The 18,485-nt window shown below is 68.8% G+C and carries 12 protein-coding genes and 1 riboswitch; of the genes, 4 read left to right on the top strand and 8 right to left on the bottom strand.

Translation table 11 applies throughout. The annotated features are described in order from the left end of the window. Window positions 1–31: 31 nt before the first annotated feature. On the top strand, window positions 32–1,456 hold the full coding sequence (locus tag G6N66_RS27785; protein WP_139825304.1) for a short-chain fatty acyl-CoA regulator family protein: 1,425 nt from the start codon (window positions 32–34) through the stop codon (window positions 1,454–1,456). A 39-nt stretch (window positions 1,457–1,495) separates the two neighbouring features. Then, window positions 1,496–1,689, top strand: a riboswitch (cobalamin riboswitch). Between the two features lie 75 nt (window positions 1,690–1,764). Beyond that, a complete protein-coding gene (locus G6N66_RS27780; protein ID WP_085234047.1) occupies window positions 1,765–3,474 on the top strand; it encodes a PPE family protein in 1,710 nt (569 codons plus the stop codon). Here the strand turns inward: G6N66_RS27780 and G6N66_RS27775 are convergent. The 3 genes from G6N66_RS27775 to G6N66_RS27765 form a co-directional block, all read right to left on the bottom strand. After that, a complete protein-coding gene (locus G6N66_RS27775) occupies window positions 3,471–4,862 on the bottom strand; it encodes an FAD-dependent oxidoreductase (RefSeq protein ID WP_085234046.1) in 1,392 nt (463 codons plus the stop codon). The two genes, G6N66_RS27780 and G6N66_RS27775, sit on opposite strands and share 4 nt — an antisense overlap. A gap of 62 nt (window positions 4,863–4,924) precedes the next feature. Next, window positions 4,925–5,662, bottom strand: coding sequence for a DUF899 domain-containing protein (locus G6N66_RS27770; RefSeq protein WP_085234045.1), 738 nt, complete (start codon window positions 5,660–5,662; stop codon window positions 4,925–4,927). Window positions 5,663–5,684: 22 nt separating this feature from the next. Next, window positions 5,685–6,437, bottom strand: a complete 753-nt coding sequence (locus tag G6N66_RS27765; protein ID WP_085234044.1) for an SDR family oxidoreductase — start codon at window positions 6,435–6,437, stop codon at window positions 5,685–5,687. 138 nt (window positions 6,438–6,575) lie between these two features. Between G6N66_RS27765 and G6N66_RS27760 the strand changes: the two genes are divergently transcribed. Together G6N66_RS27760 and G6N66_RS27755 are read left to right on the top strand one after the other, a co-directional pair. Continuing rightward, the gene (locus G6N66_RS27760) at window positions 6,576–7,544 is read left to right on the top strand and encodes a sigma-70 family RNA polymerase sigma factor (protein ID WP_085234103.1); all 969 of its coding nucleotides are present in this window, start codon (window positions 6,576–6,578) and stop codon (window positions 7,542–7,544) included. A 137-nt stretch (window positions 7,545–7,681) separates the two neighbouring features. Further along, window positions 7,682–12,478: a cation-translocating P-type ATPase gene (locus G6N66_RS27755; protein ID WP_085234043.1), complete on the top strand. Its 4,797-nt coding sequence runs from the start codon at window positions 7,682–7,684 to the stop codon at window positions 12,476–12,478. A gap of 98 nt (window positions 12,479–12,576) precedes the next feature. Here G6N66_RS27755 and G6N66_RS27750 read toward each other — a convergent pair whose 3' ends face one another. From G6N66_RS27750 to G6N66_RS27730, 5 genes are all read right to left on the bottom strand, one after another. Further along, window positions 12,577–14,148, bottom strand: a complete 1,572-nt coding sequence (locus G6N66_RS27750; protein ID WP_085234042.1) for an AMP-binding protein — start codon at window positions 14,146–14,148, stop codon at window positions 12,577–12,579. Beyond that, on the bottom strand, window positions 14,145–15,020 hold the full coding sequence (locus G6N66_RS27745; RefSeq protein ID WP_085234041.1) for an SDR family NAD(P)-dependent oxidoreductase: 876 nt from the start codon (window positions 15,018–15,020) through the stop codon (window positions 14,145–14,147). The genes G6N66_RS27750 and G6N66_RS27745 overlap by 4 nt, the downstream gene beginning before the upstream one ends. 104 nt (window positions 15,021–15,124) lie before the next feature. Continuing rightward, complete coding sequence (locus G6N66_RS27740) at window positions 15,125–16,501, bottom strand: aldehyde dehydrogenase family protein (protein WP_085234102.1); 1,377 nt, start codon at window positions 16,499–16,501, stop codon at window positions 15,125–15,127. A 20-nt stretch (window positions 16,502–16,521) separates the two neighbouring features. Next, on the bottom strand, window positions 16,522–17,613 hold the full coding sequence (locus G6N66_RS27735) for an acyl-CoA synthetase family protein (protein ID WP_085234040.1): 1,092 nt from the start codon (window positions 17,611–17,613) through the stop codon (window positions 16,522–16,524). A gap of 85 nt (window positions 17,614–17,698) precedes the next feature. After that, a complete protein-coding gene (locus G6N66_RS27730; RefSeq protein WP_085234039.1) occupies window positions 17,699–18,457 on the bottom strand; it encodes an SDR family oxidoreductase in 759 nt (252 codons plus the stop codon). Window positions 18,458–18,485 lie beyond the last annotated feature (28 nt).

Below are 18,485 nucleotides of genomic sequence, written 5' to 3'. Positions count from 1 at the left end.
TGCGAATTTTGCGTAAGGGCGAGGGCGTACTCTGACACACGTGGCGAGGACGTTCGTCGGAGCTCGGCTGCGGCGGCTGCGCGAGGAGCACGGCCTGACCCAGGTGGCGCTGGCGCGCGCCCTAGGCCTGTCGACGAGCTACGTCAACCAGCTCGAGAACGACCAGCGCCCGATCACGGTCTCGGTGCTGCTCACCCTCACCGAACGTTTCGACCTACCGACGCAATACTTCGCCCCGGATTCCGATGCCCGTCTGGTGTCTGACCTGCGGGAGGTTCTTGCCGAGGGAAACGCGACTGCCGCACAGATAGCAGAGCTCGTCGCCCGGATGCCAGACGTCGGTCAGACGTTGGTCAACCTACACCGCCGATTACACGACGCCACAGCGGATCTCGAGGCGCTGCACACCCGTGCAAATGTCGAGACATCGGCGTTGCCTCAGCAACCCATGCCTTTCGAAGAGGTCCGGGATTTCTTCTACGACCGCAAGAACTACATCGGGGAACTCGACATCGCGGCCGAGGAACTGTTCAACCGCAACCGACTGCGGGTCGGCGGCCTCGATGGCCAGCTGGCGCGGCTCCTTGACAGCGAACTCGGCGTGACGGTGGTCATCGACGACGGGCAGACGCTAAAACCCAACTCCAAGCGCCTGTTTCAGCCTGATTCGAGCACGTTGTACCTGGCTCGCTGGCTTCACCCAGGCCAACGTGCCTTTCAGATCGCAACCCAGATCGCGTTGCTCACCCAGGCCGAATCAATCGATGCAATCATCGCCGGCAACGACCAGTTGAGCGACGACGCGCGCGGCGTGGCCCGCATCGGCCTAGCCAACTACTTCGCCGGCGCCCTGCTGCTGCCCTACCAGAGGTTCCTCGACGCCGCCGAAAGCGTCCGCTATGACATCGACCAGTTGGCGCGCCGGTTTGGGGTCGGTTTCGAAACCATCTGCCATCGACTGTCGACCCTGCAGCGCCCCGCCGCGCGCGGGGTACCGTTCATCTTCGTCCGGACCGACAGCGCGGGAAACATCTCTAAGCGGCAGTCCGCCACGGCATTCCACTTCTCTCGGGTCGGCGGCAACTGCCCGCTGTGGGTCGTTCATCACGCGTTCTCCCGCCCCGGTCAATTCCTGACCCAGGTAGCTCAAATGCCCGACGAACGTACATATTTCTGGATCGCACGGACCACCACGACCGAGCCCAGCCGCTACCTCGGTCCGGACAAGAGCTTTGCCATCGGGCTGGGGTGCGACGTGGACCACGCTGAGAAACTGATCTATTCCGTGGGTATCGATCTGACCGACTCCGAGGCAATCGTGCCGATCGGCGCGGGGTGCAAGATCTGCGACCGACCCGCCTGCCCGCAACGCGCGTTTCCCTACCTAGGTCACCCGGTACGCGTCGACCCGCACTCCAGCACCGACCTGCCCTACCCGCCCGCGATCGCGCGTTAAACCGCCCGACCGTCGGTTTTCTCCAAATGGGACCCCGCGACACTGTCGGGGTGCGACAATATCGCGCGTAAGGCGATGATGATGCAGGAAGCCGGTGTGAATCCGGCGCGGTCCCGCCACTGTCATCGGGGAGCGACCCTCAACAGCCACGGCCCACTGAGCTTGACGGCCGGAAGGCGAGGCGAGCGGAGATCCGAGAGCCAGGAGACTCGCGTCATCGCATCCTGCTAGCCCGGGGCGGATCTCCCCGGAGAGAGCTGACCCGCCATGGCGCTGCAATCCGCCCCTCTCGAATTCGGTCGTCAGCGATGACCGCCCCAATTTGGATGGCCTCACCACCCGAGGTGCATTCGGCGCTGCTCAGTAGCGGGCCCGGGCCAGGTTCGTTGCTGGCCGCGTCCGCGTCCTGGACCGCCTTGAGCACTGCGTACACCGAGACGGCCGACGAGCTGATCGCGCTGCTCGCGGGCGTGCAGGCCGGGGCGTGGGAGGGCCCGAGCGCGGCGGCGTATGTCGCCGGCCACGCCGCTTACCTGGCCTGGCTCGCCCAGGCCGCCGCCGACAGCGCGACAGCGGCTGTCCGACACGAAACCGCGGCCACCGCCTACACCGCCGCGCTTGCCGCGATGCCGACCCTGGTCGAATTGGCCGCCAACCACGCCACCCACGCGGTGTTGTTGGCGACGAATTTCTTTGGCCTCAACACCATTCCCATCGCGCTCAACGAGGCCGACTACGTGCGGATGTGGGTTCAGGCCGCGACCGTGATGGGCACCTACCACGCGGTCTCCACCGCGGCGGTGGCCTCGTCCTACCCGACTCCAAAGGTCCCGCCGATCGTGCACTCGCTGATAGACGAGTTCTACAAGCTCTTCCCGCTGCCCCCCGACACGGAGAACCAGGTCATGGCCTGGCTGACGAAGATCGGTTTCATCGACTACTGGAACAACGTTTTACAACCGTTGAGCAACGCGTTGTACGACAACCCCTTCTTCGCGGCGATGTTTTCCGGCTTCGATCCGTACCTGCCCATCCTCGGCAATCCGCTGATCTTCCTCAGCCCGTACAACATCGCGTTCGCCCTCGGCTACCCGATGGACATCGGTTCCTATGTCGCGTACCTGTCGCAGACCTTCTTCTACATCGGGCTGGATCTGACCGCGGCGTTCGCTTCGGGCAATCCGGCGACAATCGGTTTCACCATCCTGTTCACCACCGTCGAGGCCGTCGGCACGATCATCACCGACACCATCGCGCTGCTGAAGACGCTGCTCGAGCAGACCGCGGTGTTCTTCACGGTTTTCGTGCCCCTGATAACCGCCCCGCTGGTGACGGTGGCCACCGGCGCGCTCGCGCCGATCGGCCTCGCCGGCTTGGCGGGTCTGTCCGCCCTTCCCCCGGCACCCCCGGTCGCGCCGCCCATTGCGCCGCCCGTCCTGGCGCTGCCTCCGAGCGCCCCGACCCCCACGTCGTCTTCGACGCCGGCCCCCGTGGAGGCCACCGTCCCGGCCGCTACACCGACGGCGCCACCGCCGTCGCTCACGCCACCGACGCTTGGCGGCCCGGGCCTGAGCATGACGATGGGTGCGACCATGCCTGCTGGTATGGAGAACTTCGCCTACCTGGTGGGCGGCCTGACCGCGGCGACCGGCGCGGCGGCGGCCGGCAGGGCCCGACGAAAGGCGCCCGAGGCCGACAGCGCCGCGGCCGCGGCGACCGCGGCGGCACCCATTGAAAAGGACAAGACGCAGCGGCGCCGACGGGTGAAGGCGCAGATGCTCGGGCGCGGTTACGAATACATGGATTTGGAAGACGTGGATACCGGCGAACTGGTTGGCGCGGTAGCGGCCTCGGCGACCGGCGCCGGGCCCCAGGGGTTCGCCGGAACCGCCACCAAGTCCGGTGCCGGACGGGCGGCGGGGTTAACCACGCTTCCCGACGACTTCGGCAGCGGCCCAACGATGCCGATGATCCCGGGCACCTGGGACACCGAAGCACCGCCGGGCGACAATCGCTAACTCACCCTGGATGCGGTCGGTCGAGACAGCGAATTGCGTTGCCTGCGTTGCAGATTGATCCTGGCGACGCGGCCAAGCAGTGCGGGGTTGAGTAGACGCGCCGGAGGATCCAGCAGCCCGGTGACCCTGAAGAACTGCGTGGTGACGACGGCATCGGTCTCGCAGGCGGTCAGGACACGATCCACGAGTCGGTTCGTCAGGCGCATCGATGCCGTTCGTCGCCCCTCCACTTGCGGGAACGCCAGATCGGAAGTGGCCCCGGTTTGCCAGGCCACCCCGATCGTCTTGGCGGCGGCACGAAAGTACCGTCGCGGCAGGTCGGTCAGACCGCGCCGCAGGCAGTCAAGCAGCACCACCGCGTCCAGCGCCGCCACCGACATGCCCTGCCCGTAGATGGGGTTGAAGCTACAGACCGCGTCGCCGAGAGCCAGCAGGCCCTCTGGCAACCGTCGCATCTTGTCGTAGCGGCGCCATTGGCTGCACGGCATGCGGTGCTGCACCACCGGTCCAAGCGGTTCACCGGCGCGCACCACCTCCAGCAAGCGATCCGGCACGTACTCGGCCGCGAAGGACAGCATGCCGGCGAGCTCGCGCGGAGGCTCGTGACCGACCATTCCGAAGACCGTGAACAAACACGTCTCGTTTTCGTTGCGCACCAAGAACATTCCGGTCGGGCGACCGGGTGCCGGGCTGACGAGGGCCAGCACCTCCGTCATGGCGCCGGGTGGGATCCGCAGCCGTTGGCTGACATAGACCGTGTGCATGGTGACGCGATCCTCGACCGGCCGGCCATAGCCGAGGCTCTCCAGAAAGGCGGGCGTGTGGGCACCGCGGCCCATCGCGTCGACAACCAGGTCGGCCGCCAACTCCTCTAGACCGTCTCCCCCGCGGCTCGTTACCCGAACTCCGGTGACCCGACTGCGGTCCGCGTTCGAAATGAATTCGGCGGCGTCCCGGCCCTGCTGAATCGTCACGTTGGAGATCGCCTGCACGCGGCCCCGGACAAGGCGTTCCAGCAGGGCTCGGCTGGGCGCATACACCGCCAGCTCGACGGGATCGCAGGTCAGCTTCGCGGACTGAATTACCTCATGGCCGCTGTAGCACATGTACACCTTGGCCAGATCTCCGTCATCGGACGCCGGCGCACCGGCGGCGACGAGCTCGTCGATCAAACCGGAAAACAGCTCCTCGAGGATGAGTGCGCCGCGCGCCAGCAGAGCGTGCGGGTGCCGGCCCTGCGGCACCCCCTTCCTGGTGACCGGATCGTCGGGCAGGTCGTCCCGTTCGATCACCGTGACGGTGCCGAAGAAGTCGGCCAGCACCCGGGCCGCAAGAAGCCCGCCCATGCTGGCCCCGAGAACGATCGCGCGCTCACCCAGTACCGGCATGGCAGCGAACCGTAGCAGCCGACCTACCGGAATATCGGAAAATGGACAGCAGATACGACCCCTTATTTGCTGCGCGCCGGACGGGGATCGTTGGGGTCGTCCGGGTCGGGCTCACCAAACCATCGCGACGGCACATGGTCGGGGTACGCGTCGTGCCAGGCCCACCACTCGTACGGCTTGGTTTGCGGGTAACCCTGCGGCGAGTCCTCCCAATCCTCTTGGCGCCCAAGCGCCGTCAGGTCCAGCAGGCTCCACGTGTTGCCCAGCACCTCGTCGCCGCGGTTGTTGACGAAATAGGTGCGGAACACGCGTGGCCCGTCGTGGATAAAGGCGTTGGTGCCGTGCCATTCGTCCACGCCGAAATCCGCATCGAAACCGTCGGTGAGCGTGTACCACGGCAGCTGCCAGCCCATGCGTGCCTTGAGTCGCGCGATGTCGGCCTGCGGCGCACGTGAAGCAAACACCAGCGTGGTGTCGCGGGCATTCAAGTGAGCCAGATGACCGATGTGGTCGGCGATCATCGAGCAGCCCGGGCACGCGTGGTCCGGCCAGCCGTGCACGCCCGGCTCGAAGAAGGCGCGGTAGATCACCAGCTGGCGCCGGCCATCGAACAAATCGAGCAGGCTCAGCGGGCCGTCGGGGCCCTCGAACTCGTAGTCCTTTTCCACGGCCACCCATGGCATCCGCCGGCGCGCGGCCGCCAGCGCGTCGTGTGCGCGCATCACCTCCTTCTCCTTGACGAGCAGCTGCTGGCGCGCGGCCTCCCACTCCTGCGCCGAAACGATCGGTGGTGTGTCCATTTACGTTGTTCTCCTTGGTGTTTCAGTCCAGGCCGACCAAGCCCGCGGCCGTCAACAGATAGGCGAGGTGGCCGTCCCGGTCGCCGTCGGCGATCTGCAGCACCGCCTTCCCGACTTGTTCGGCACTCAACGCGGGCCCCGACGAGGCCAGGAACGTCTCGACGTCGACGCCCTGCCGCTCGGCGTAGGCCGCGACCGCCTTGGCGCCCAAGTCGGTGGCCGGGGTCAGCTGCGGGAGAACCGAGACGAAGTCGATGCCCAGCCCGGCCCGTTGCGACTCGGCGGCGGCATAACCGGCGATGAACCTGACCGTGGCCTTGGCCCCGGCGTAGCCACCGGACAGGGGCGACCCCTTGACGGCCGCGCCGCTGGACATCGCGATCACCGTGCTGCCCGGCGCCAGCGGGCGCCGCAGCGCGTGGCGGATCCAGTGAAAAGCCTGCGCGACATCCATGTTCCAGTTCTGGCTGAAGCTCTCCCAGGTCTGATCCTGCACCGGCGCCAGCGGTGGGGCGGCGCCGGCGCACAGCACCAGCGTGCGCGGCGAATACTCGTCGAGCAACCGGCCGGCGGTCGCCGGATCGGCGGCGTCGGCGGCAACTGCGGTGCAGGTGTCACCCAACTCACGCCGCAGCTCGTCGAGCGCGGCGGCGCCGCGCGCGACACCGATGACGTGGGCGCCGGCCGCCGAAAGCGCCCTGGCGATGGCGCGGCCGAAGCCGCGGCCGGCCCCGGTCACGATCGCTGTCGATCCGGGTTGCGGGGAGGTTGTCATGGTCGTTCTCACTTTCGGGCGGGATTAGGTGTGCACCAATCCAGATACGGCGGGACACCGCGATTCATCGCTGCCCAGGTCAACCGATGAGTCCGGGGCTCCGGGCGTATCTATATGAATGTCGGAAGGAGCCTGACCGTGCCGGCTCAGGAGAAGTTCATGGAGCAGGCGGCGCCTTTTCGCGCCGAGCTGATCGCGCACTGCTACCGCATGCTCGGTTCGGTGCATGACGCCGAGGACCTGGTCCAGGAGACCTACCTGCGCGCCTGGCGTGGGTACGGGGCGTTCGAAGAGCGCGCGGCGTTGCGGACGTGGCTGTACCGCATCGCCACCACCGCATGCCTGCGGGCGCTGGAAAGCCGCGCCCGCCGGGTGCTGCCGGCCGGAGTGGGTGATGCTTCGGTCGACCCGGACGCCAGCCTCGGCGGAACCGGTGGCGCGCACGACTGGCTTGAACCCATCCCGGACGCGTTGATGTTTCAAACCCCGGAAGACGCCGTGACGGTGCGGCACAGTGTGCGGCTCGCTGTGATGACGGCCCTACAGGAACTGCCGGTGCGCCAGCGGGCCGTGTTGATCTTGCGCGATGTGGTGCAATTCAGCGCCGCCGAGGTTGCCGAGCTTTTGCAGACCACACCCGCCGCGGTCAACAGCTCGCTGCAGCGGGCCCGCGCCCATCTCGCCGAAATCTCCCCCGCCGAGGAAGACTTGGCCGAGCCAGACGACTTCGAACGACGCGACCTGCTCGACCGCTACTGCGCGGCGTTCGAGAACTCCGACATGGCCGCCCTCACCGCGCTGCTGCAAGCCGAAGTCAAGCTCGAAATGCCGCCTGTGCCAATCTGGTTCACCGGGCGCGACACCGTTGTGCGCTTCCTCGTCGCGCGCGCGTTCACCACTGCGGGCGATGTCGCGCTGGTCCCGACGGCCGCGAACGGGCAACCCGCCGTCGCCGAATATCGGCGCACCGCCGATGGCGTCATGGCCGCGCATTCGATACACGTCCTGACCGTCGGCCGCGCCGACGGCACCATGGCCATCGCCGCCCTCACCGTCTTTCTCGATCCGGCGCTGTTTCCCGCGTTTGGTTTGCCGCCCTCCCGGTAAGACTGGTGAGGTCGCCGTGTTGGTGCCCACGTCAACATCCGAGATCTCGTGTCCTGCGCATCCCCGGCCATGTCGGTAGACATGTAGCTAAGACGCCATCAGGATTAGGCGCGTATTCGTACTTGGAAGGTGACGGAATGAGGATCCCGGGCGTGCCCGGCTTCGTCGGCGGTTTGGCCGGTGGCGTGGTGAACGCCGCGGCCGGAGCCGCCGGCACAATGCAGATGCTGGCCGGTCCGGTGGTGCAGTCCGTGGCGCAATCGACGGGCCGAGTGCTCGGCAATTCGGGCTCCAATCACGTCGAGCCGCCGGTGCGGTGGCAGAGCGGCCGACGGGTGCATCTGGACCTGGATCCGCTGCTGCCGTTCCCGCGCTGGGACGAACATGCGGCCGTCGTCGAGGAGCCGGTCCGCCGGATCGCGGGCGTGGCCGAGGCCCACGTGGAACGCTCGCTCGGGCGGCTGGTGTTCGAGATTGACGAAGGGGCGGACCCGGACGTCGTCCTGGACGAGGTACGCGACGTCGTCGGCGCGGTGGCCGACGACCTGACACTGTCGGGAGCGACGGGCGGCCCGAAGACCGCGCCGTTTGCCGATCCCGGGAACCCGTTGGCGATTCTGGTGCCGCTCACCGCCGCCGCGATGGATGCCGTCGCGATCACGGCCGCCGTCACCGGTTGGGTCACCCGGCTGCCCGCCGCACCGAAAACCACCCGGGCCGCGGCCGCGCTCATCAATCACCAACCGCGGATGGTGTCGCTGCTGGAGTCGCGACTGGGTCGGGTGGGCACCGACATTGCGCTCGCCGCGACGACCGCGGCGGCCAACGGGCTGACGCAGGCGGTCGGCACACCACTGCTGGATTTCACCCAACGCAGCCTGCAACTCTCCGAGGCGACGGCGCACCGGCGGGTGTGGCGAGACCGGGAGCCCGCGCTGGCCTCACCCGACCGGCCGCAAGCGCCGGTGGTCCCCGTCATCTCATCGGCCGGGGCGAATTCGCAGGCGGCGCGGCACAGCTGGGCAGCCGCCGCGGCGGGTGAGGCTTCGCACGTCGTGGTCGGCGGCTCCATCGATTCCGCGCTCGACACCGAGAAGGGGTCGATGAAGGGCCCCGTCGAGAGTTACGTCGATTCGGCGGCCAATGGCTCGTTGATCGCCGCGGCGAGTGCGTTGGTGGCCGGCGGTGGCACCGAAGACGCGGCCGGCGCGATCGAGGCCGGCGTGCCCAGGGCGGCGCACATGGGCCGTCAGGCGTTCGCCGCGGTGCTGGGCCGCGGGCTCGCCGACGCCGGGCTGCTGGTGCTCGATCCCGGAGCACTGCGCCGCCTGGATCGCGTGCAGGTGGTCGTCATCGACGGCGCCGCGCTGCGCGGTGACCACCGCGCGGTCCTACTCGCCCGCGGCGATGCGCCCGGCTGGGACGACGACCGTGTCTACGAGGTTGCCGACGCGCTGCTGCACGGCGAGGAGGCACCCGAGCCCGACCCCGATGAGTTGCCCGCCACCGGCGCGCGCCTGAAATGGGTTCCGCAGCAAGGGCCCTCGGCGATGCCCGCCCAAGGCCTTGAACACGCGGACCTGATCGTCGATGGCGAATGCGTCGGCGCCGTCGACGTCGGGTGGGAGGTCGACCCGTACGCGATCCCGCTGCTGCAGACCGCGAACCGCACCGGCGCCCGGGTGGTGTTGCGCCACGTCGCCGGCACCGAGGATCTTTCCGCCAGCGTCGGCGCGACGCATCCGCCCGGCACTCCCCTGCTGACGTTGGTGCGTGATCTGCGGGCGGATCGCGGACCGGTGCTGCTGATCACCGCCCTGCACCGCGACTTCGCCTCGACCGACACGCTGGCCGCGCTCGCCATCGCCGATGTCGGTGTCGCGCTTGACGATCCGCGGGCGGCCACCCCGTGGAGTGCGGACATCATCACCGGCACCGATCTGGCCGCCGCGGTGCGGATCCTGTCGGCGTTGCCGGTGGCCCGTTCGGCCAGTGAATCCTCGGTGCGCCTGGCCCAGGGCGGCACCACGCTGGCCGGGCTGTTGCTGGTGACCGGTGAGTCCGCCACCACCGGCGCTAATCCATTTACCTTGCGGCGCTGGTTCAATCCGGTCAATGCGGCCGCGGCGACCGCCTTGTTCACCGGCGTGTACTCGGCCGGCAAGGTGGTGCGGCTGGCCGATCCCACACCGCAACCGCTGACCGCCTGGCACGCGCTGGACCCGGAGATCGTGTACTCCCGCCTGGCCGGCGGCACCCGACAGCTGGCGGTGGAGCGTGGCACTTCGGACTGGCGGCGGCGCCTCGACGATCTGTCCTACACCCCGCTGCTGGCGCCGCTGCGCAAGCCGGCAAGCAGCCTGGCGAGGTTGGCGGCCGCGACCCGCCACGAGCTCGCCGACCCGCTGACTCCGATCCTGGCCGTCGGGGCGGCCGCGTCGGCGATTGTGGGCAGCAATGTCGACGCCCTGCTGGTCGCCGGGGTGATGACCGTCAACGCGATAACCGGTGGGGCGCAACGATTGCGGGCCGAAGCGGCGGCCGCCGAACTGTTCGCCGAGCAGGACCAGCTGGTGCGGCGCGTCGTGGTGCCGGCGGTCGCGACGACGCGGCGCCGCCTGGAGGCGGCCCAGCACGCTATTCGCACGGCCACCGTGTCGGCCAAGTCGCTGAAGCCCGGCGATGTCATCGATCTGGCCGCGCCGGAGGTGGTGCCGGCCGATGCCCGCATCCTGGTCGCCGAGGACCTCGAGGTCGACGAGTCGTTGCTCACCGGTGAGTCGCTGCCGGTGGACAAGCAGGTGGAACCCGTCGCGGTCAACGACCCCGACCGCGCGAGCATGCTGTTCGAGGGCAGCACCATCGTCGCGGGACGGGCCCGGGCGATCGTGGTGGCAACCGGGGTCGGCACCGCGGCGCAACGCGCGATCTCGGCGGTCGCCGACGTCGAAACGGCGGTCGGGGTGCAGGCCCGGCTGCGCGAGCTGACCAGCAAGGTCCTTCCGCTGACGCTGACCGGCGGCGCCGCGGTGAGCGGGCTGGCGTTGCTGCACCGCGCGCCGCTGCGCCAAGCAGTTGCCGACGGCGTCGCCATCGCGGTGGCCGCCGTCCCGGAGGGCCTGCCGCTGGTGGCCACCCTCTCCCAGCTCTCCGCCGCCCAGCGCCTGACGGCGCGCGGAGCGCTGGTCCGCGCCCCCCGGACAATCGAAGCGCTGGGCCGCGTGGACACCGTGTGCTTCGACAAGACCGGCACCCTCACCGAGAACCGGCTGCGCTTGGTGTGCGCCGTGCCGGCCACGGCCAAGCCCGGCGATCCGTTTCCCGATACCGCCGATCCGAAGTTCGCGGCGGTGCTGCGCGACGCCGCGCGGGCGTCGACGCAGCCGCACGACGGGCAGGGCCACGCGCACGCGACCGACGAGGCGATCCTCACGGCGGCGAGTTCGCTTAACGGGCAATCGGATTCGGCCTGGAGCCTGCTGGCCGAGGTGCCGTTCGAGTCCAGTCGCGGGTACGCCGCCGCGATCGGCGTCATCGGCGGGAACGGCAAGGGCCCGGTGCTGATGCTCAAGGGCGCGCCGGAGCAGATCTTGCCGCGCTGCCGGTTCGCCGACCCCGAGGCCGACGCTGCGCACGCGGAGGCGTTGGTACAGAGCCTCGCCGAGCAGGGCTTGCGGGTCCTCGCGGTGGCGCAGCGCTCCTGGGACCACGACACCGACGACGATGACGACACCGATGCCGACGCCGTCGACGCCGCCGCGCACGAGCTGGAGCTGATCGGCTACGTCGGGTTGGCGGACACCGCACGGCCGTCCTCGCGGCCGCTGATCGAGGCGCTGGTGGAGGCCGACCGCAACGTGGTGCTGATCACCGGGGACCACCCGGTCACGGCCCGCGCGATCGCGCGCCAACTGGGCCTGCCGTCGGATGTGCGCGTGGTGACCGGGGCCGAACTCGTCGGACTCGACGAAGACGCGTCCGCCAAACTCGTTGCCAACGTTCAGGTCTTCGCCCGGGTCAGTCCGGAGCAGAAGGTGCAGATCGTGGCGGCGCTGCAGCGCTGCGGGCGCGTGACAGCGATGGTCGGCGACGGCGCCAACGACGCCGCCGCCATCCGGATGGCCGACGTGGGCATCGGGGTGAGCGGTCGCGGTTCCTCGGCCGCCCGCGGGGCCGCCGACATCGTGCTGACCGACGACGATCTGGGCGTGCTCCTCGACGCGCTGGTCGAGGGTCGCAGCATGTGGTCGGGCGTCCGTGATGCGGTGACGATCCTGGTCGGCGGCAACGTCGGCGAGGTGCTGTTCACCATCATCGGGACGGCACTGGGCACCGGACGGGCGCCGGTGGGAACCCGTCAACTGTTGTTGGTGAACCTGCTCACCGACATGTTCCCCGCCCTCGCGGTCGCCGTCACGTCGCAATTCGACGAACCCGACGACGCAGAGTTCGACACCGAGGAAGAGGCCCGCGAGGCGCGCCGCGCGTACCAACGCGAAGTCCTGACCGCGCCCCCGCCCTCGCTCGACGCCCCGCTGATGCGTCAGATCGTCAACCGTGGCGCCGTCACGGCCGCCGGCGCGACGGCAGCGTGGGCCATCGGACGCTGGACGCCGGGCACCGAACGCCGCACGTCGACAATGGGATTGACCGCGCTGGTGACGACGCAGCTGGCGCAAACCCTGATCACCCGCACTCACAGCCCGCTGGTGCTCGCGACCGCGCTGGGCAGCGCGGGTGTCTTGGTGGGCATCATCCAAACCCCGGTCGTCAGCCAGTTTTTCGGATGCACACCGCTGGGGCCGGTCGCCTGGGCGGGCGTGTTGGGCGCCACGGGCGGCGCCACCGCGGTCTCGGTGGTGGCACCGAAGTGGTTGAACCGGACCATCGGTTTGGTGGTGCCCGGCGACGAGGACGAGGACGACGACGAGTGAGGCGTTTTCGCCGAACGTGAACGGGCGGCGCAAATTTCGGCTGATTTCCGCAGTGGCTTCACACTCGGCGGGGCGGGGCTCGGCGCCGCGACCTTTCCTTAGGTAGCCAGCTCCTTGCGCAGCACCTTGCCGGCGGGGTTGCGCGGGATGCCCTCGACGATGCGGATATCGCGGGGCTGCTCGAAGCGAGACACCTTGTCCTTCAAGTATTCTCGTATCGCCTGTTCATCCAGGCCGCTGCCCTGCCGCAGCACGATGAATGCGGCCAGCCGTCGACCGAATTGCTCGTCGGGCACGCCGACGACCGCGGTTTCGGCGACGTCGTCGTGCGCGGCGAGCGCGTTTTCCAGCGCGCGCGGATAGACGTTCTCACCGCCCGAGACGATCATGTCGTCTTCGCGGCCAACGATATACAGCCGGCCGGAGTTGTCGAAGTACCCCATGTCACCGGTGCTGGTGAACCCGTCGATGACCGCCTTGGCACCACCACCGGTGTAGCCCGCGCCCAGTTCACCGCCCACGAAGATGCGTCCGGTCACCCGGGGCGCGACGGGCTTGCCGCTGCGGCTGTAGATGCGCACCGGGCATCCCGCGACCGGCCGGCCCACGGTTTCTGGCGCGTTGCGCAATTCGAATGGTGTTGCGAGCGAACCGATTCCGACCTCGGTGGAACCGTATCCGTTGTAGAGAATGTCGCCGTAGGCGTCCATGAACCGTCGGCCCAAACTGGGATCGAGCCGGTCGCCGCTGGATATCACCGCCTTCAGCGACGGCACGGGGTTTCGCGCCCGCACGCGGTGGGGCAGGTCCAACAGGCGCGCCAGCATGATTGGAACCACGCTCATCGCGTCGGCGCGCTGCAGCGACGCCTGCGCCAGGGTGGTCTCGGCGTCAAAGCGCCGATGGGTCAGCACCGTGCCGCCCAGGCCCACTGTCAGCATCAGCATGCCGAACCCCAGACCATGAAACATCGGGACCGCCACCGCAATTCGCGATCCCACGCGCAACCCGGTGCGCTCGATGAGTGTCACACCGACGCCCAGGCCCGAACTCAGTCGGGGCACGCGCGGCACGCCCTTGGGCACGCCGGTGGTGCCCGAGGTCAGCAGCACGAGCCGTCCGGACCGCGCGACCTTGGGCCGCGGCTCGTCGTATCGGATCCGCACGGTCGCCGGATCGATGGTCCGGATGGACCCGTCGGCGTCGCGTATCCGTTCGGCGAATTCGTTGTCGCAGAACAACGTCGTGATTTGGTGCGAACCCAGCGCACCGCGCAGCGCGTCGGCGCGGAACTCGGTATTCACCAGTACGATGTCGGCGCCCACCAGGCTGGTGGCGAACACCGCCGCGACGAAGTCGCGTCCGTTGCGGCACATGACGCCGACCGCCTGTCGTGCGCCAAGCTCGGCGCGATGGAGCTCGCGTGCCAGCGTTTCGATCTTCGCTTGCAACTCGCGGTAGCTGAGCGCGCCGTCGTCGTCGATGATCGCGGCGCGGTGCGGCCAGCGCGCCGCGGCGATCGCGAACAGGGTGTACAGGTTCGTGCCCCCCTTCGCGACACCTCGGTACACCTCCCGGATCAGCCGAAGCACGGCGATCGGTGCGGGCGGGCCGAGCAACCCGCACGACACCAGCGCGCGCGCCGCCGTGGTGGCCACTGCGCCGGTCATGCCGAGCTCCCGGCGAAGTATCTGCGGTGCCACAGCCGGGCCGCGCGATCGGCGGGCCCTGCCAGCAGCACCGACGCCAGTTCGGCCGGCCACAGCCACGGCGGCTCGACCGTCCGGGGACGCTCGATGATCGCCTTGGCGATCGCGTCGGCGGCCTGGTCCGGATCCATGGCCGGAAGTTTGCCCAGCATCGGCGTGGGCTCGATCATGCGGGTGCGAACCAACGCGAAGAAGACCGAGGTTACGTCCACGCCGTCGGCGTGCAGCTCCGGTGCCACGCTGCGCAGCCAGCGGTCGAAGGCGCCTTTGGACGCTTGATACGCGCCCCACTGCGGGCCGGGCACGACGCGGGCGCCGACGCTCGACACGTTCACGATGTGTCCGCGCCCGTTGTCGCGCATCGCCGGCAGCAGGCCGAGCAGCAGCCAGATCGGGCCCAGGTAGTTGATGTCGATGGTGCGCTGAAAGTCGTGCGGCCGGTCGTACTGGTGATGCAGCGAGCGGCGCAACGACTTGCCGGCGTTGCTCACCACGACGTCCAGCGGACCATGGTCTTCGGTGATCTGCTTGGTCAGCTCGTTGACGGCGGTCTCGTCGGTGAGGTCGGTCGGATAGGCGACCGATCGCCCGCCGCCCGCGTTGATCGCCGCCGCCAGGTCGTCGAGCCGTTCGGCGGATCGGGCGACCACCAGCACGGTCGCGCCCGCCGCGGCCAGCTTGCGCGCGGTGGCCTCGCCGATCCCGTAGGACGCCCCGGTCACCAGGATCGTCTTGCCGGAGACCACGCTGCGCAGTTTGTCGGGATCGGACACCCGTGCGGGGTTGGCCAACCTGTTGATGGCCCCGTTGACCGCCTCTGCTATCACGTTCACCTTCGCTGCCGCGTTCGCACTTACCTGGTATGCGGAGGTGCGGCTCTGGCTTAACCGTGCTCCTCGCTTGCCAAGCTACCGGCAGCGCGGACGACGCCGCCACGTCAGTCGCGGATGAAGCCCTTGTTGCGCATCAGGGCGTCGGCCAGGAACCCATCGTGGGGAATGTGCGGTGCCCCGTACCAGGTCGGGTAGCGCCCGCAGTAGAGATTGCCGATCGTCGGTTCGGCCAGCAGGTCGTCGATCAGGTTGTCGTCACCGGTGATCGCGGTCACCACGAGCGAACGCCGCAGTGGCTCCATTCCGGCCGCGCGCGACCACGGCGATACCCACACGCACGGAAACGGCAACTCGATGTTGAGCTTGTCGACGTCGGGCTCGGCCAGCAGATGCACGGCCGGGCGCAGCGCTGCGAACCCGCTCCCGACGGGCGCGACGATCTGGTCGGCGCCGAGCAGCGGTGTCGTCCCCCCAGACCCTGCCCCAGCCTTGGCCGCCAGGTAACTCGCCAAAGCCCTTGCCTTGTCTAGGGATTGGGTGGGCAGGATCGCTCGTTCGTCTTCGGTCGGCAGCGGCTCGATCGCCGCCAACCGTTCGGCGATGGCCCGCGCGAGCGGGGCGGGGTCGCCCTCGTAGAGCACCGCGGTGGTATTCACGCACGCCATGCCCCCCAGGCCGGCGATCGAGTCGAGGATGACGTCGAGGTAGTCGCGCCAATCCCGGTCGGCGGTGATCAGGATCTTCGCGCGGCCCGGCCCGTTCACCAGCACCGCCGGATCGTGCGCGTACTTGTCCACCACGGCCTGGCCGCCGTACACCATGGCGATGTCGGCCGACCGGATGATTTCATCGGCTCCGTGGTGATCGGTGGGCAGATAGGCGGCGTCCTCGGCGCGGAACCCGGCCTGGCGCAGGGCAGTAACCAGCCGGTGGGCGGTCAACGGTTCGCGGCGCGACGGTCGCACCGCCACCCGGTAGCCCAGCGCGAGCGCCTGCGGCCACAGGCCGTGCACGCCCGGGCCGTTGCCCGCGGCGTGCACCGCGAACACCTCACCGCGCCGTGTCCACACCGCGCCGCCGCGACGGGTGCCGTCGTCGTTCCAGTCGCGCGCCGCACCCACCGGCTGCGCCGGTCGCACCGCGTCGACCGCGGCGGCGACGGCGTCGGCGACGCTGTGAGCGCCGGCGCGGGCGATCGCGATCGGCAGCCCCGAGATGCGGCTGGCCAGACCGACATAGGCCTCGAAATCGAGGCCCGCGATGGCGCGGGTCGAAAAGACCTGCGCCGCTTGGGCCAGGGCCGCTTCGCGCTGTGTGGCCGGAAGCGCGCGGACCTTGCGTTGCGCCCCGATGGTCCGCGAAACATACAGCGGCGGAACGATACTCAGCTCGGCCACCGGTTCGCCGCCCGTGGTCGCGATGACTTCGCGGTTGCGGGTGCGGTACTCCCCGTCGGGCCCGAGCGCGTCGATGCACACCAGACCCGCTGTGAGCGTCATGTCTAGTACACGCCTTCGATGACGGCCTCGCCCTCGAAGCTGGCCACGGGACGCACCTCGCTGACGGAGTCGCTGAATTGTCCTGCGGGACCGGGCATCCGGATCGCCTCATCGCGCTCGAGGTTGTTCGGGATGAACATGCCCTTGCTGATGTGATTCATCACCACCTGACCGCGCTGCCCGTAGGGCATCGGTTCGCCGGTGTCGGGATCGATCACCCAGAAGACGACGTAGGGCGTGCGCGGATCGAAAATGAACGTGTCGCCTTCCACCCGGGTGACCGCCTGCGATAAAACCATGGTGCTGCCGAACGCCATGGTGATCGTCGTGTCGGGGAAGATGTCGCGCAACAAATCGAGCGTGTCGACATCCACATGGGCGCCACTGAGCAACAGGTAGCGGATCTTGGCGTTGACCAGGTCCACCACCCGATCGTTGCGGGCGATCGCCTCCAGCAGCGGCGGGGTGGTGTGCAGATTCGCGACATGCTGCGTCTGCAGCACGAACACGGCCTGCTCGACGACGTGGTCGACGTAGGCCGCCACTTCCGCGGCGGCGTCCCGGGCGGCCAGCTTTTTCACCCAACGCGGGTCGATGTCGATGGCGTGGAAGATCGAGCCCAGTCGTTCCGAGACCATGCGGGAGAAGTAGCCCACACCGTGCGGGCCGCTGGGCATCAGGCACAGGAAGCCCTGTCCGCGGCGAAAGCCACCCGAGGCGAAGTCCTCGGTTTGCCAATCGACGATCTGCGCGACCCAATCCGGCAGCTGCACAGTGCGTTTCGGGGCGCCGGTGGTGCCGCCGGATTCGAAGATCTGGGGCACCGGCGGCCGGGATCCGTACCCGCGCGGTATCAGGTCCTCGACCGGAACGGTCCGCAGCTCGCTGAGCAGGTTGGGAAACAAGCGGAGATCGGTGGAGGTCTTGACGTCGGTCAGCGGGTTGAAGTTCAGCGTCGGGGCCGTCCGCAGCCAGAACGGGGATCCGGTGTCCTCGCCGAAGTGCCAGGCCATCGCGGCGCGCAGGTAGGCCTCGGCGTCCTCGATCGGCCCCGACCGCGGGACGTCCAACAGCGAGAAGTCGACCTCGGCCATGTTCCCGATCCTGTCGCATCCCGGACGGGACAAGCAACGTGATTGCGCGCCGTTCAGCCGGCGGCAAGTTCGGCGCAATGGTCCCTTAACGACCGGACGTCATGGCCTCGTTGAAGCGTGGATAGATGTCGTCGTATTCGCCGTTCCGCTCGGCGAACCGCCACCGCTTGGCATTCTCGACCACGATCTCGTCGGGGGTGGGCTGCGAGTGCAGCAGCGCCATCGTCTCGCTGATGTAGTCGTCCAGCGGCATCGCCCTGGGATCAAAGCCGCGCTCGCCCTGCAGCGCGGTCTGCACATGCGGCGGAATGATTTCGATCACCGCGACCGAGGTGTTGCGCAGCTGAAAGCGCAGCGATTCGGTGTAGGAGTGCAGCGCGGCTTTGGCAGCGCAGTACGTGGGCGTGAGCGCGCTGGGCATGAACGCCAGGGCCGAGGTGACGTTGATGATCGTGGCGTGCGGCTTGGCCCGCAACGACGGCAGCAACGCGGCGGTCAGTCGGATCGGCCCCAGCAGATTGATCCCGATGGTCAGTTCGGCCGCACCGGGTCCGGGGGCGGTGAGGTCCTCCACCCGTTGGATGCCGGCGTTGTTGACCACGACGTTGAGTGCCGGGTAGTGGTCGGTCACCTCGGTGGCGAATCTCCGGATGTCGGCGGGGTCGGACTGATCGAGTGACATGGCCTGCATGCCCGGGTTGGCCTCGGCGACGGCCTGCAACGGGCCGCGGCGCCGAGCCGCGATGATGACCTGGTTGCCTAACCGGTGAAATGCCTCGGCCAGGCCGCGCCCTATCCCCGTGCCGCCGCCGGTGACCAGGACGGTGTTGCCCTCCATCTGCATCGCGTTCTCCTCCGCTCGACGTACCGGG

Origin of the sequence: Mycobacterium conspicuum, from assembly GCF_010730195.1 — a bacterium.
Lineage (GTDB): Bacteria > Actinomycetota > Actinomycetes > Mycobacteriales > Mycobacteriaceae > Mycobacterium > Mycobacterium conspicuum.
Note: the sequence above shows the minus strand (reverse complement) of the source record. Positions and strands in the feature narration are given on the sequence as shown.

Coding starts and splice junctions, on each gene's coding strand:
- G6N66_RS27765 (WP_085234044.1), bottom strand. CDS start 6,437: ATGACAACCTCCCCGCAACCCGGATCGACAGCGATCGTGACCGGGGCC.
- G6N66_RS27730 (WP_085234039.1), bottom strand. CDS start 18,457: ATGCAGATGGAGGGCAACACCGTCCTGGTCACCGGCGGCGGCACGGGG.
- G6N66_RS27755 (WP_085234043.1), top strand. CDS start 7,682: ATGAGGATCCCGGGCGTGCCCGGCTTCGTCGGCGGTTTGGCCGGTGGC.
- G6N66_RS27750 (WP_085234042.1), bottom strand. CDS start 14,148: ATGACCGGCGCAGTGGCCACCACGGCGGCGCGCGCGCTGGTGTCGTGC.
- G6N66_RS27770 (WP_085234045.1), bottom strand. CDS start 5,662: ATGGACACACCACCGATCGTTTCGGCGCAGGAGTGGGAGGCCGCGCGC.
- G6N66_RS27735 (WP_085234040.1), bottom strand. CDS start 17,613: ATGGCCGAGGTCGACTTCTCGCTGTTGGACGTCCCGCGGTCGGGGCCG.
- G6N66_RS27780 (WP_085234047.1), top strand. CDS start 1,765: ATGACCGCCCCAATTTGGATGGCCTCACCACCCGAGGTGCATTCGGCG.
- G6N66_RS27775 (WP_085234046.1), bottom strand. CDS start 4,862: ATGCCGGTACTGGGTGAGCGCGCGATCGTTCTCGGGGCCAGCATGGGC.